The 13,072-nt window shown below is 40.9% G+C and carries 17 protein-coding genes and 1 pseudogene; 15 read left to right on the top strand and 3 right to left on the bottom strand.

Going from position 1 to position 13,072, the window contains the following annotated elements; translation table 11 throughout:
• The first annotated feature begins 4 nt into the window (after positions 1-4).
• The 8 genes from AC3ITG_RS23435 to AC3ITG_RS23400 all read left to right on the top strand — a co-directional run bounded on the left by AC3ITG_RS23435 (position 5) and on the right by AC3ITG_RS23400 (position 4,740).
• Positions 5-715: a pentapeptide repeat-containing protein gene (locus AC3ITG_RS23435; protein WP_063568432.1), complete on the top strand. Its 711-nt coding sequence runs from the start codon at positions 5-7 to the stop codon at positions 713-715.
• Positions 716-1,008: 293 nt separating this feature from the next.
• The gene (locus tag AC3ITG_RS23430) at positions 1,009-1,665 is read left to right on the top strand and encodes a hypothetical protein (protein ID WP_489251498.1); all 657 of its coding nucleotides are present in this window, start codon (positions 1,009-1,011) and stop codon (positions 1,663-1,665) included.
• A 17-nt stretch (positions 1,666-1,682) separates the two neighbouring features.
• Complete coding sequence (locus AC3ITG_RS23425; RefSeq protein ID WP_489251497.1) at positions 1,683-2,654, top strand: hypothetical protein; 972 nt, start codon at positions 1,683-1,685, stop codon at positions 2,652-2,654.
• A gap of 17 nt (positions 2,655-2,671) precedes the next feature.
• Positions 2,672-3,127 carry a DUF6630 family protein gene (locus AC3ITG_RS23420; RefSeq protein WP_489251496.1) on the top strand — a complete coding sequence of 152 codons (456 nt, stop codon included), beginning with the start codon at positions 2,672-2,674 and terminating at the stop codon, positions 3,125-3,127.
• Positions 3,128-3,189: 62 nt separating this feature from the next.
• Complete coding sequence (locus AC3ITG_RS23415; RefSeq protein ID WP_489251495.1) at positions 3,190-3,330, top strand: hypothetical protein; 141 nt, start codon at positions 3,190-3,192, stop codon at positions 3,328-3,330.
• 36 nt (positions 3,331-3,366) lie between these two features.
• On the top strand, positions 3,367-3,573 hold the full coding sequence (locus AC3ITG_RS23410; RefSeq protein ID WP_489251494.1) for a hypothetical protein: 207 nt from the start codon (positions 3,367-3,369) through the stop codon (positions 3,571-3,573).
• Positions 3,574-3,627: 54 nt separating this feature from the next.
• A complete protein-coding gene (locus tag AC3ITG_RS23405) occupies positions 3,628-4,266 on the top strand; it encodes a DNA/RNA non-specific endonuclease (RefSeq protein ID WP_489251493.1) in 639 nt (212 codons plus the stop codon).
• 12 nt (positions 4,267-4,278) lie between these two features.
• Positions 4,279-4,740, top strand: coding sequence for a DUF600 domain-containing protein (locus tag AC3ITG_RS23400; protein WP_489251492.1), 462 nt, complete (start codon positions 4,279-4,281; stop codon positions 4,738-4,740).
• 603 nt (positions 4,741-5,343) lie between these two features.
• Here AC3ITG_RS23400 and AC3ITG_RS23395 read toward each other — a convergent pair.
• Positions 5,344-5,670, bottom strand: a pseudogene (locus AC3ITG_RS23395) (recombinase family protein); the annotation flags it as partial.
• Between AC3ITG_RS23395 and AC3ITG_RS23390 the strand changes: the two are divergent.
• The 7 genes from AC3ITG_RS23390 (at position 5,605) to AC3ITG_RS23360 (ending at position 11,471) form a co-directional block, all read left to right on the top strand.
• A complete protein-coding gene (locus AC3ITG_RS23390) occupies positions 5,605-6,345 on the top strand; it encodes a hypothetical protein (protein WP_489251491.1) in 741 nt (246 codons plus the stop codon). The pseudogene AC3ITG_RS23395 and the gene AC3ITG_RS23390 overlap by 66 nt on opposite strands.
• Before the next feature lie 280 nt (positions 6,346-6,625).
• The gene (locus tag AC3ITG_RS23385) at positions 6,626-6,907 is read left to right on the top strand and encodes an SMI1/KNR4 family protein (RefSeq protein WP_489251490.1); all 282 of its coding nucleotides are present in this window, start codon (positions 6,626-6,628) and stop codon (positions 6,905-6,907) included.
• A gap of 201 nt (positions 6,908-7,108) precedes the next feature.
• Positions 7,109-7,690, top strand: coding sequence for a hypothetical protein (locus AC3ITG_RS23380; RefSeq protein ID WP_489251489.1), 582 nt, complete (start codon positions 7,109-7,111; stop codon positions 7,688-7,690).
• A gap of 37 nt (positions 7,691-7,727) precedes the next feature.
• Entirely contained in the window at positions 7,728-8,630 is a 903-nt protein-coding gene (locus tag AC3ITG_RS23375) for a nucleotidyl transferase AbiEii/AbiGii toxin family protein (RefSeq protein ID WP_489251488.1), read from the top strand.
• 141 nt (positions 8,631-8,771) lie between these two features.
• Positions 8,772-9,215 carry an Imm48 family immunity protein gene (gene imm48 / locus AC3ITG_RS23370; RefSeq protein WP_489251487.1) on the top strand — a complete coding sequence of 148 codons (444 nt, stop codon included), beginning with the start codon at positions 8,772-8,774 and terminating at the stop codon, positions 9,213-9,215.
• A 156-nt stretch (positions 9,216-9,371) separates the two neighbouring features.
• Positions 9,372-9,908, top strand: a complete 537-nt coding sequence (locus tag AC3ITG_RS23365) for an RNA 2'-phosphotransferase (protein ID WP_489251486.1) — start codon at positions 9,372-9,374, stop codon at positions 9,906-9,908.
• Between the two features lie 235 nt (positions 9,909-10,143).
• Positions 10,144-11,471 (top strand): IS3 family transposase gene (locus AC3ITG_RS23360; protein ID WP_489251485.1). Its coding sequence is split into 2 segments (ribosomal slippage): positions 10,144-10,513 and positions 10,513-11,471, totalling 1,329 coding nucleotides; the frame shifts between segments, so codons are not numbered across the junction.
• An 89-nt stretch (positions 11,472-11,560) separates the two neighbouring features.
• Here the strand turns inward: AC3ITG_RS23360 and AC3ITG_RS23355 are convergent.
• Both AC3ITG_RS23355 and AC3ITG_RS23350 read right to left on the bottom strand, forming a co-directional pair.
• Positions 11,561-12,418 (bottom strand): SDR family oxidoreductase, encoded by an 858-nt coding sequence (locus AC3ITG_RS23355; protein WP_449006795.1) that lies wholly within the window; start codon positions 12,416-12,418, stop codon positions 11,561-11,563.
• A gap of 138 nt (positions 12,419-12,556) precedes the next feature.
• On the bottom strand, positions 12,557-12,982 hold the full coding sequence (locus AC3ITG_RS23350; protein WP_489251484.1) for an Rrf2 family transcriptional regulator: 426 nt from the start codon (positions 12,980-12,982) through the stop codon (positions 12,557-12,559).
• Positions 12,983-13,072 lie beyond the last annotated feature (90 nt).

The raw sequence follows: 13,072 nt of genomic DNA, 5'->3' as shown, positions 1-13,072 counted from the left end.
AACTGTGAGACATATAAAAGACAGAGATGAAGCTTCTGAATTTATAAATAATTACAAATTAAACAAGGAATTGATTGATGACTTGAGAATATCAGAGGCAGATCTCTCATTCTTAGACCTATCTGAAATTATTGCTAAACGCTTATATGCAAACGAAATAAATTTTAGGGCGACATCTTTTGTTGAAGTTTCATTTCGTGACTGTGAATTTATTTCTACCGATTTTGATAGTTGTAATCTTGAATACGCTGATATAGCTGATTGTGTTCTGAGTAAGGCAAACTTTTTTAAGGCTCAAATGAAGAATACAGAAATTAAAATAAGTACATGTACAGATACATGCTTTGATTATACTGATTTCACTAATGGCAGTTTGTACGGATCAGCACTTCAAAAGGCAACATTTCGCTTTTCCAATATGACAGGGATAAATGGTGAAGTTTCTATTTTCGATGAATGCGATTTATGCGGAGCAAACCTTACAAATGGTAATTTTAAAGAAGCAGACTTTATCGGAGCAAACCTGTCGGATGTTATTGCTCTAAATGCAATATTTATAAGTAGTAACTTCAATGGAGCTGATCTTCGTAATGGAGACTTCAGTGGTGCCGATTTTACTGGAGCGAATCTTCAAAATGTAATTTGGAAAGGAGCTAAAGTAGAGGGATGCAAATTCGATGAGGAGATAAGAGAACAAGTAGAAAGACTAATTTGATGCCTATAACAAGTCTGGGGTTTGGAACAGCCTGCAAAAAAAAGAATCTCTTTTATAGATGAAGAAATACTCGAAAAAGACGTATTCAACACTTCGTTATTTTGTTCTATGATACGGAATATATTGGAAAAATGAAATCAACATTCTCTCGTTATTTATAATAATTGGAGAGTGTTTTTCTTTTGACTACAATAGCCAGAAAAGATGTTTTTAGTCAGTGGTCAGGTGAGAGAGAAGAGGAACCGGAAGAGAAAATGGCTTCTAGAGCAAAGTGATGGGTATCACTCAAAAATGTGCTGGATAAGGCTAGTTTCATTCCGGTTATTGGAAAATGCCAGAGATGCCATCTCTGGTGCACTAGCAAGGTCTTAAGAAACGCGAAAAAAGAAGGGGCAAGTAAAGAAGAACTTAAGAAATTAAGGCGTGAACGGAGTAAGCTGGCCAATAAGCTGGATACAGCAGATGATATTAGTCATAATTATGATGTATCCAATGTAGAAGGGTATGAGCGGAAAATAGATAATTCAAAATATTATCATCATGATAAAGGTGACTTTGGAGAGGAAGTAGCCAAACAAATTGCTAAGGATAACAACTTAGGCAAGGATATTTCAGATTTATTCCAAGTTGGTCGAAATGGTGTAGATGGAACGTTTTTATCCAAAGGCCCACCACCTAAATTAACAATGATTGAGGCCAAGACATCGGAATGGGGAAATTTCTCATACTCTACAAATCAAAAATTAGGAGGAGAAGGTTACTTTGAAAATATGTTAAAAAGTACAGATAAACGATATGCTGACTTTAAGGTGAAATTTCAAAAGTTATTAGATGAAAATCCTGGGTTAGAATTTGATTATGTTAGAGTAGAAACCGATATTTCGAAAACTAAAGTTGGCTTCGGAGTAGAGGTTGTTAAAGTTAAAGACTGGAATAAGTCACTCAATTAACAAATAAGGAGGAACAAATGGTAAATTCCAAAAAAGTACAACTTGCATACAAAAGGTATATAAAAAATTTCGTGCAAGGTATGGATGGTGCTCACGAAAGATATGAAGAGGCTAAGCGTGAGATTGCTGATGTAGTAGAAAGTGACGACATGTCACAAGATCATAAATTATTAATTAGAATGTATATAATATCTTCCTATTGGTTAGAGGTGTGGAAAAATGATGTATTAATCAACGGTAAGAACAGTACAAAGGGATTAAAACAGATACAGCAAGTTGTATTTTATCAATGCATGTGTAGGCATATTTATAAAGAGCGTTATCCAAAAATGAAGTTGATTGATTACTCTTTTGAATCCAATATGATAGGCTTAATTCATTTAAATATGTTTGGGTGGTCGAAGGAGGAGGGAATATTCTTTGATTTTATCGCCGATCATCTTGGAGAAAACATCATGGAGGCAAATGATTGGAAACAACATATTTGGTTTTTGATAGAGTTATATCTGCAATATACAAACAAAACGATTTTAGGAACCAATGATCATGTTCATTCGGCTGTCAGATCAACATTAGAGGATAGAGATAAGCGTTGTGACTTGATTCCAGAGGAACTTGGTATCTATAGAGAAGTGCTAGATCGTTGGAATACACCTGATCTAGACGAGATCACAGAGTTAATCGCTAAGATGTCAGATCATCATTCTACCTTGGCTTCGGATTTAGGAAATTCACTGGAGTTTGGTGATTTCGATTACGCTTTTTATCCATACGAAATTCTCTTCTTGCTTCATGTACGAAAAAAACAAGGCTTGCCCAATCCGAACCATTTTGATGATTTCTTGATGAATACACCTGAAGCTACAATTGATATACAAGACCCTGAACCATATCCAGAGTTAGATCCACTACTGAGAATGATCGATGACTTTTACCGCAAAAATTATCCTGAATATATTCCTAATCAACATGGAGACCTATTTCAATAAGAGAGGAGGGCAATGATATGGAAGAGGAAGATTTGGTGCCTTTGATTTTCAAGGATCAGGAGGACGTTGAACATATCTTGAATGACCCGGACGAGTCACTGGCGTATTTCAGTATGTTGAACCACGGTTTGGCGACGAAGAGGTTTTTGTTTCTGGATTATAAAGGAGAAGAGAGTCATGAAATCGTGAACTATATCTTGGACTATGAGTTCAATCACGACATTGAACTGGGAACCCCAGATGAGCTAGAAGAGTTGGGAGAGTTCGACTATAAGTATCTTCCTGAAAAGATCAAAGTAGTCAATAAATTGATCTCTCCGAAAGGGTATGCATTATTTACCTATCCCACAACTGGTGATTTCTACGCTCTATTCATTGCGGAACTTGAGCACAAGGATGATTTAACGCAGGTGGATTTGTTAGGAGATGAGGAGATTCCTGAAAAAGAGCGATATATTCAGTATTATATTTAATAGCGATTGAAAAAAGAGGTTAGGCAGGTTCTGGTTAGATTACGGGAGCCTGCCTATTTTGATTGGCAAGTAAGGAATGGATTTACATAGCAACAGTGCTGGGCAAGGTCATGACCAAGGCGAAGGGACTTACGAGCAATTTCAGTCCGGCGGATTTGGCAAATAAACTGAAGAGCAAGCTGAATGATCTGCTGATGAAGTAGCCGAAGCTGGAGAACGGACTCAAGACGGCGGGCGGCATGGCGACCGGATTCATGCAGAACTTGCTGATCAGTGAGGCGATGAATTATGGCTTGGAGCAATTAAGCCAATATGTGGATTCGGATACAATTACCAAAGCGATGATTCTTTTGAGTATGTTGAATAGTAAGTCGAAGAAGAACCAGAATCAGGGAATCACATCAAACAATAAAAGCTCTGGGGATTCAGGAAGTTCCAAACCTTAAGGGGATAAGGACAAGAGCAAGAAAGACAAGGATACGGGCAACAAGGATAAGGATGTGCCTAAGGATAAGACGAAAGAAAAAGACAAAACGAGGACTGATCCAAACAAACCTGAACCGAAAGAAAAGGAAACGGACAAATCTAAAGTGAAGACTGGTGATGATTCAAAAGATTCGTCAACATCAGATACCAAGAAGGATAAGGACGGTACTGAGGGGACGGATAATGGTGGTAAAAAATCATTTGTCGATGATCCATTTGATGAAACGGGGAAACTTAAACCGGATGTGAAATATAAAACTGGTGAGCACCAATATGATTATGAGACAGATCATCTTGGCAGGATTGAAAAATTTAGTGCGGATGATTTAAAATTAACTGCGAGAGACGACCGATTACCGCATGATCCCAAGACGCCTGGCAAAGAGTCAGGTGACCATGCAGGTCATTTGGCAGGAGATAGGTTCGGTGGCTCACCGGAAATTGATAACCTTGTATCCCAGTCAAGTAAGGTGAATCTAAGTGAGTACAAAAAAAATGAAAATGAATGGGCAAGAGCCTTAAGTGCAGACCCACCAAAGCATGTGTCTGTCGATGTTAAAGTAAACTATGATGGGGATTCACTTCGTCCTTCTGGCTTTAAAGTTACGTATGAAATAGATGGAAGGATTAAAGTTGTTGATTTGGTAAACTAAGGAGGTAAGAACATGACAAAAGTGTTTGAAGATTATTTCTCTGAATTGCAAGCGGATATGGTTTCAATTTGTCTGGAGTATGTGAATAACAAAGCAGATAAGATATTTATATATGCTTCAAATGAGTTTGGACAATTTACTTCAGATGTTTTCTATAAAATAAACAATTGTGTGGTCGAAAAACACAGGTTGAATAGTGCAGTTCAAAATGAGGATAGTCAACATATTTATAATGTCTCAAAAGAGAGACAGGTTGCAGTACTAAATATTTGTAATGATAATTTACGTAAAATTAAAGATTTGTGTCAAGAAAATAACAGAGAAATGCCTACCGAGATGAAATTGATTTATGATGTACCCCAAAATAATTTAGAGGCTCAATACAGTTACGAGATAAAATATACAAATGATCCAGTAAAAACAGCAGGTCACATTTTTGACGAGTGGTTTTTAGAAATGGGAGGAAAGCTATAACTTACATCAAGTAATATTTTTGAGGTGGGCTACCCAGTGCCGAATGAACTCTTTATTCAATCAATAACACACTTAACCCATGTAATACTCGTATAAAGATTTAGTTATTTCGTTTGTACGCACAATAATGCTTGACAACTATAACCTAAATATTGCTATTCGGTTATACGAAGCAGGTCGATTATGGTCAGATACTACCATGATTGACCTGTTTTTTGTTATGTTCGCTTTCTCACAGGATTTTGAAAATGCCACGCAACTGTAAGATACGCCGCCCCGATAGATAAGCTGTCTAAACCATCGCACCTTCTAGGATGGATAGCACGACCATTCATATTGTCAGGACTTATCTGCAAAATTGTCCGCAACAATCTGGTGACGACCAGTTGACATAGAACAGGCAGGGAACATATAAGGCTAGCCACCTGCCCTATAGTAAGCCCGAAATTTATGGAAAAATTCGGGAGGTGTTGGCACATAAAAGGGGTCACTGTATCTATAGACCGTATTGTCATCAACTATACAGATGTCTATTGGGACTTCTTCAACGAGTTCCACAAACGAATCCGTCATTTCTACGGGGTCAAGATGACGGTGGGGGAACGCTTCATCGAGATTGATTTCGATTGCCTTCTGATCTTTCATTGCTTTGTATCCGAACGCCGTCCGACCTCCGGCGTATCCGCCTTGCTGTGCCTTCTTGTTGTGCCCTCGACTTAGCTTCATGGAGATTACCAAGCGTTGGTACGCATCGACTAGTTCCATCAAAACGTTAATCAGAAAGTCGGAAGGGTCTTTCTTATAGATGCTGTAGGTAGGCTGTTCGATACTCTTTACATCAACGCCAAGCTTTTTGAACTCCCAATGAACCAGAACTTTCACAATGTCAGACCGCCAGAGACGGCTTGTATTAAGTACGACAACTGCATCCGCATCTGGGCGGCGACCGGAGCCAAGTTCGCGGTGAAGGGCTCGAAGTTGCTATCCAAAGCAGGCAAAGTTATTGACGATGTGATGGGTGTAGCCAACAAGGTCATGGACAAGGCCGGGCAGGTAGCGAAGGCCATGGGAGACCTGGCAAAGAAAGCCGGGGATACCATCTCTGGTGCGTTGGGCAAGGTGATGACCAAGGCGAAGGGACTTGCGAGCAATTTCAGTCCGATGGATCTAGCGAATAAGCTGAAGAGCAAGCTGAACGATCTGATGATGAAGTCGCCGAAGCTGGCGAATGGACTAAAGACAGCGAGGGGCATGGCCACCGGATTTTTGCAGGATCTCCTGATTGATCAAGCGATAGGTTATGGCTTGGAACAACTAAGTCAATATGTAGATTCGGATAAAATTACCAAAGCTATGATTCTTTTAAGTATGTTGAATAGTAAGTATAAGAAAAACCAGAATCAGGGGATCACATCAAACAATAAAAGCTCTGGGGACAGGATAAGAGTAACAAAGATAAAGACAAAACCAAGGATGATCCAAACAAACCTAAGCCGAAAGATCAGGAAACGAATAAATCCAAAGGGAAAACTGGAGACGATTCGAAAGATTCGTCAACATCAGATACCAAGAAGGATAAATCTGAGGGCAGACCTAAGGATATAGTTGATATTGACTACGGGAGATATTTGAAGGGTGGTAGAGCTTCAGGTGATGTGGCGCATGTTAAAAGATAAGAATAGAGAGTGAAAAACAATGAGAATGGATGTTAATACGATTGTCTTTCCATTACCAACCGGCGAATTATTAGATTTAGTTGAGAAGCTTGGCAGTTTCATTTCCAGAAATTCATAGGAATTCTATTAAGCAAAATAATGGAGCTGTACCAATCACAAATATTTTTAGTTTGAATTAGCAAGATTATGTAGTTGAGAAATTTCTTTGTATGTTAAAAGACAGTGAGTCTGATCCTATTAATGGATGGTATGATGTTGAAGTTATTATTACACAAATAGGTGATAGATTAACTGATAATGAAGATATAGTGGGGATAAATGTAATTCCTATTGCGGCACTTTTTTCAGGAGATTTTATTTGTTTGGACTATAGAGAGAAGAAAGAGCCTGTTGTAGTTATTTGGTTTCATGAAGAGTCGGAGGTGTTCTCTCCAGTGACACAAAAAGTCGCTCCCAATATATCAGCATTTTTTGAAATGCTCAGTGAATAAGGTTGTTCTAGTTCATGTTAGCACGTGACCCAGTTATCAGTGTCCTCTAGAGAAAATAGTGGAGCGTTTGAACGTGAATTGTAGAACTAAAATAAGATCTATAATAATTCAATTTAAACGATGTGTCTGAATAATTAACAGAAGATGAGAAGATAGATCTATCTAATGACAGATGATAAAAATCAGTAAGGAAGTGGCCAGATGGAATTTGAATATCATTTAACCATGAGTGATCTGAAGCAGAATGAGAAGGAAACCTTTATCAACATCTGTAATGAAGAGAACGTAAAGCCCGTATTGATCGTGTTGGACCAAGGTGAATACATCAATCAGCCAATGATTACAGGCATTGTACATAGCGCGGATTATGAAGAAGTGAAGAATGTTATTGAAGAGGTTGCCGCAAAGTTTCGGGATAACGGATTCATGCTTGTTCGGACGAAGGTGGAAATTCCCGCAAAGGAAGAGACGTATTTTGATAAGCCAATGCTGGCGCAGTCCAAGCCTTATTTTGAATGGCACGGTAAAGTATATATTGATGATGTAGTCAGGTTGAAGCAGTTGTGCGCCGACTCAGGCGGGCATATTTCAAGGAACTCGCTGAATGCGAATGGGAAAATTAGATTTGTTACGGTCAGAGAATACAATAGTTCTGAAAAATTCTACAGCAGAGTAGAGAAGATACATAATATCTTACAGCAGAACAAGATCGAACTGTTAAAACAGCAATATGAACTCTGCATCTACGACAGCCGGGAAGAACTGGATCGTGGATGGATCTAACCGGATGTTGAGTATGATGAATAGAGGAGGAGAACGGGTGTCTGTAAAAAACGTACAATTACATAGCTTGAATGAGGATGAGAGATTCATTGTTGTATTAGAAGCTCTACTGAAGCGAGCTTCTCTGGTGAATAGTCCATTTGTATTAAAAGGAAGTTTGCTAACAAGACAGTATTTGGAGAATCCCAATATTCGTTACGTGGACGACATCGACTTTTTGTATGTAGGTCGAATTGAGACTGAAGACCAAGCCAATGAAATATTTACAGACTGGATGATCCGGGTAACGGAGATGGACCTGAATGACGGTATCGTATTCCGAAGCTTTAGTGAGAATGCCTTCTGGCGCAGAATAGACTACGCGATGGCGGATGATTTTCCAACGGTGAACACGGAGCTTGCCTTTTATATTGATAGTGAACCAAGGAGCGAAAATGAGTATGAAGATGAGGATGAGCTGCATCTTGATATATCCTTTAACCTCGAATTTAATGAGAAGTCTATTGCTCTATCGTACCAACCTATGGTTGGAGAAGCTTTTGTCGTTCCTCACACCGTGCCACTCTCCATTCAAATCGCTTGGAAGCTACATCAAACGATAGTGAGGCCCCGATTCAAAGACTTGTATGATTTGCAGCATCTGTTGTCTAACCCGTCATACGATCAACAGGCTCTGCAGGAGACACTACAGACTCTGGTCAACGAGTGCAATATAGACCCAGCAATTACAAGAGAGGATATGAAAAAGGTACTAGTTAACGATCTGCATGATGTGTATTCGAGGTTAAATTACGATTATGACCTGCAATATTATGCAGGAAGTCGTAGTCCTGAAGTGTACTTTATGGACTTTGTCTCAGAGCTGCGCCAAACGATGAATCACGCCGGGATTAATAGTTACGCGTATGATCATTTACCAAGTTGTACTACGCACAAATAGAGCTTCTCATTTACAAGTAAGCTGAATCATTGTTTGTCTAACCGTAAATGAATTTGAAAGGAACACCCTATCTCCGATACAATGTTCTCATAGAGTTTGAGAGAATGGATCAAATACGGAGCAGAAATGGAGAATTACAATATGACTGATTTTATCAATGCTGACGATATTAACGACGTAATTTTGGCTGCGGCGGCTTCAGAGTTGGAGCAGATGGTGGGCAAAATATGTGAACTGATCGGCACGCCTTTGGAACAGACAACGGAACTGGAGCGTCAGGTGATTGCTGCTTTTGGATTTGGCGCTGTATATGGCATAACCCATCGGGATCAATTGGCAGAGTCACAGGCTCATGCAATGAGCATCCGGATGCTCATTAAGCCGTTTAACTATAGTGAGCAGCAGGCGGTAGATTTTGCCGATGATCTGATCCGGGTGGCTTCAGACCGTGAGGTTCATCCCGTGATGAACACGATTATTCATCGTGGGATCGATGGGCACCGTCAATTTAACCAGGAAGACAATGAAGGGCTTGCCCGTAACATTCAGGAGATTCTGGCGGCGGTACAACCGGAAAGAAACTGAAGAAGTAGAGAGTTTACATTTTTTGATTTTCCCCTCTATAGAGGGATCATTAGAATCTCATGGTTATTCCATCGAAAGATTATTCTAACTGCGTAGTGGTACAGACAGTGTATATATGTCTAATGAATTGTTTAACTTGTTTGGGAGATGATCGCAATGGATCTGATGAAATTAAGCAAGGAGCTTTCCTACGCCTTGCGTCACGCCCCTTGGGAGTATGAGCTGGAGCTGGACGAAGAGGGATGGGTGGAGATTCCGCAATTGCTGGTAGCTTTACATGAGAGTCCACAGTGGAAGGACGTCACGGAAGCGGATCTGGAGCAGATGATCCAAGCCTCGGAGAAAAAGAGACATGAGATCCGTTCTGGCCGCATCCGCGCATTATATGGTCATTCGACTCCGCAAAAGATATCCAAAACACCTGCCGATCCACCGGAGATACTCTATCATGGCACGCCACTGCGGTCGGTTGCTTCCATTATGGAGCAAGGTTTGCAGCCTCGGCAGAGGCAGTATGTTCATCTGTCCGCAGATATGGATACCGCCAATCAGGTGGGACGAAGACGTGATGACCAGCCAGTAATACTGAAAATTAATGCAGCTCAAGCGGCCAAAGAAGGTATTCTTTTCTATCATGGAAACGAAAATATTTGGCTGGCCGATCACATTCCGGCACGGTATATCGAGCAATGATCAATGTAACGGTTATTGTAGATAATCGATATTTACATCGAATTTAATTCCAATCGGACCGGTTCAATGTACAGTTATCCAATCAACTGCTATATCGTTTTAAAGATTGTTTTATAACACCAAAAGGGACACATCCAACATTAAAATGTACCCTATAAGATGGACACTTTAAAAAAGGTCATCTTGTAGGGTCTTTTTGTGTACAATGAATAAAAAACGAGCGGTGGTCAAGCGGATGTCAAAGAAATGCTTTACAACTCAAGAGCAAGATCAGTTAAGAAGAAATCCCTATGTGAAAAATGTCAGCGCTAAAGCTATTACGTACACGGATGCGTTCAAAGAACGATTTATTCAAGAATACAGTCAAGGTACGCTTCCCCGTGAGATTTTTCAGGAAGCAGGCTTTCCCATTGACGTCTTGGGTGCAACCCGAATTCGAAAGGCTTCCAATCGATGGCGTGCGGCTTTTCAAGAACAAGGACCTGCTGGATTAACAGACGGTAGAATACACGCTTCAGGCCGTCCTCTGACCCGTGAATTAAGTCTTGAAGAAAAATATGCCCGTTTGGAAGCGAAAATGAAATGGCTTGAAGCGGAGAATGAATTCTTAAAAAAGCTCGATCAACTCGAAAGGCAGATGAGAAAAAAGAAATCCAACTAAGTACGCGGCAAAAATTCGAACTGATTCAACAGATGATGCATACATACCCTTTCCAACGCAAGGTGCATGTTCTTTGTGAAATTGCTGGAGTTTCACGTTCGGGCTATTACCAATATTGTAGCGAAGATGCCAGGTTACATCGTCAAAATCAGGAACAAGACGATCAGAAAGTGAAAGCGATCGTTCTGAAAGCCTACCATTACCGTGGAAGAAAGAAAGGCGCCCGTCAAATCAAAATGACGCTGGAGCACCAATATGGAGTCATATACAATCTCAAGCGAATTCGTCGTGTCATGCAAAAGTACAACATCGTTTGTCCGATTCGAAAAGCTAATCCCGCACGTCGTATGGCCAAAGCGACCCAAGAGCATCGAACCTGTCCTAACACGTTAAATCGAGCTTTTAAGCAAGGGATTGCAGGCAAGGTACTATTAACGGACATCACGTATTTAACTTATGGGAAAAATAAGCGAGCCTACTTATCGACCATTAAAGATGCTGAAACGAATGAGATTTTAGCTTATGAAGTCTCTGCTTCACTCGGTTTGGACATTGCGATTGAGACGTTGAATCAACTCAAAAAGCATCGTCACCTCACCTCAGATGCGTTGATTCATTCAGATCAAGGATTTCACTATACGAACCCAAAGTTCCAAAAGATTGTGAAGAATATGGGGCTGGGACAATCCATGTCGCGTCGAGGAAACTGTTGGGATAACGCTCCACAAGAATCATTTTTTGGGCATTTTAAAGATGAAACGAACTTTAAAACGTGTATGACCTTGGAAGAGGTCAAGCAAGAAGTGAAAAGCTACATGATTTATTACAATCATTATCGAGGTCAATGGAACTTAAACAAGCTGCCGCCTGCACGATACAGACAGCAGCTTGAAGTTGCCTAACCTTTTTAAATTGTCCTTTACAAGGGGTACATTTTACATTCGCTGGTGTGTCCCTTTTTAATTCACATTCTATTATCTTCTATTTAAAATTACTTGCCCAAAATCGCTTTAACACCCTCACTCAATGGTTGAGCCGGACGGCCAAGCAATTTTTCTAATGTATCGCTCTCTACAGCCAATGCGCCTTCACGGATAGCACTTTGCATATCAACGAGCATGGAGACTACAAAGTCAGGCAGACCTGCACTTTTCATAATGTCAGCGTAAGCAGCATCGTCTACGTTTTTCACATTGATATCCTGTCCAAGCACTTCCCCAACGATGGCTGCAAGCTCAGCTTGAGTACGAAGTTTACCAGACAACTCATATACTGAATTCTCATGTCCCTCACCTGTCAGTACTGCAGCGGCAGCATGCGCATAATCACTGCGAGTAGCCCAGCCCACTTGGCTGGCGTTAGTTGCATGCACCCAAGGTGCGCCCTGGGAAGCTGCTTGAACGCTGCCTGCTTCATTTTCCAGGTACCAGTTGTTGCGCAGGAAGGAATAAGGAATGCCAGATTCACGGATAGCCTGTTCTGTGGCGCGATGCACTTCAGCCAGTGAAAGGGTGTTTTTCTCCGCATTCACAACGCTGGTATAAGCGATGAATCCAACGCTTGCCTTTTTGGCAGCGTCTACTGCAGCTTGATGTTGGCGAATTCGGGTTTCATTGTCACCGTCTGTGGAGATCAGCAGCAGCCGATCTACCCCTGCAAATGCTTTTTCCAGCGTTTCCGGCTGATCGAAATCACCGTGACGAACGTCAACACCTTGAGCGCGCAATGCTTCCGCTTTCTCCGGGTTGCGTACACTTACAGCCAAATCCCCAGCAGATACCGTTTGTAACAGAGCCTCTACGACTAGTGAACCCAAATGACCTGTTGCTCCAGTAACTAAAATTTTCATTGTATTTTCCTCCTATAAGGTATGTTTTGTGTCGACACTAATGTGAAATGTCAATCTACATGAATGGATGTAATCGTATGTGTTATAACAGGTGTGATTACAACGAAAGGTTTAAAAAAAGCTCGTAATGAGCTTTTTTTATTCAGAGACGTGAACCTGATCCATCATCTGTTGTATCGTTACACGTTTCAAACGCTGCTCCATAGCTAGCTGAGCCTCAATAAGTTCGGCACGCAAGGTTTGTTCGATCATGCTGCCAACCGGACAATTGGGGTTTGGATGCTTGTGGAAGTTAAACAACTCGCCATCCTCCACAACCTCAAGCGCATGATATATATCCAAAAGGGTAATGTCCGCAGGGTCCTTTAACAAAGAGGCACCGCCGACACCGGGTCTGACCTCAATCAGGCCGGCCTGTTTCAGCTTGGACATAATGCGCCGAATAATGACGGGATTGGTATTCACGCTTTTGGCGATAAAATCTCCCGTGCACTCATTGGGCACAACAGCGACCAGGGACAGCGTATGAACCGCAATGGAAAAGCGACTGCTGATTTGTTTCATGGATGATCACCACCGTTGTAACTATAATAGTTACAAATAAACGCGATGTCAATGATGAATTTCAAAGTAGCCCGGTGTATTGAATTATCA

Source organism: Paenibacillus sp. GL_099_B (assembly GCF_057835695.1).
Note: the sequence above shows the minus strand (reverse complement) of the source record. Positions and strands in the feature narration are given on the sequence as shown.

Bases quoted from the DNA above. Each gene is read 5' to 3' on its own strand.
- AC3ITG_RS23425 (WP_489251497.1), top strand. From the start codon at position 1,683: ATGGTAAATTCCAAAAAAGTACAACTTGCATACAAAAGGTATATAAAA.
- AC3ITG_RS23420 (WP_489251496.1), top strand. From the start codon at position 2,672: ATGGAAGAGGAAGATTTGGTGCCTTTGATTTTCAAGGATCAGGAGGAC.
- AC3ITG_RS23410 (WP_489251494.1), top strand. From the start codon at position 3,367: ATGGCGACCGGATTCATGCAGAACTTGCTGATCAGTGAGGCGATGAAT.
- AC3ITG_RS23400 (WP_489251492.1), top strand. From the start codon at position 4,279: ATGACAAAAGTGTTTGAAGATTATTTCTCTGAATTGCAAGCGGATATG.
- AC3ITG_RS23390 (WP_489251491.1), top strand. From the start codon at position 5,605: ATGAACCAGAACTTTCACAATGTCAGACCGCCAGAGACGGCTTGTATT.
- AC3ITG_RS23385 (WP_489251490.1), top strand. From the start codon at position 6,626: ATGTTAAAAGACAGTGAGTCTGATCCTATTAATGGATGGTATGATGTT.
- AC3ITG_RS23380 (WP_489251489.1), top strand. From the start codon at position 7,109: ATGGAATTTGAATATCATTTAACCATGAGTGATCTGAAGCAGAATGAG.
- imm48 (WP_489251487.1), top strand. From the start codon at position 8,772: ATGACTGATTTTATCAATGCTGACGATATTAACGACGTAATTTTGGCT.
- AC3ITG_RS23365 (WP_489251486.1), top strand. From the start codon at position 9,372: ATGGATCTGATGAAATTAAGCAAGGAGCTTTCCTACGCCTTGCGTCAC.
- AC3ITG_RS23355 (WP_449006795.1), bottom strand. From the start codon at position 12,418: ATGAAAATTTTAGTTACTGGAGCAACAGGTCATTTGGGTTCACTAGTC.
- AC3ITG_RS23350 (WP_489251484.1), bottom strand. From the start codon at position 12,982: ATGAAACAAATCAGCAGTCGCTTTTCCATTGCGGTTCATACGCTGTCC.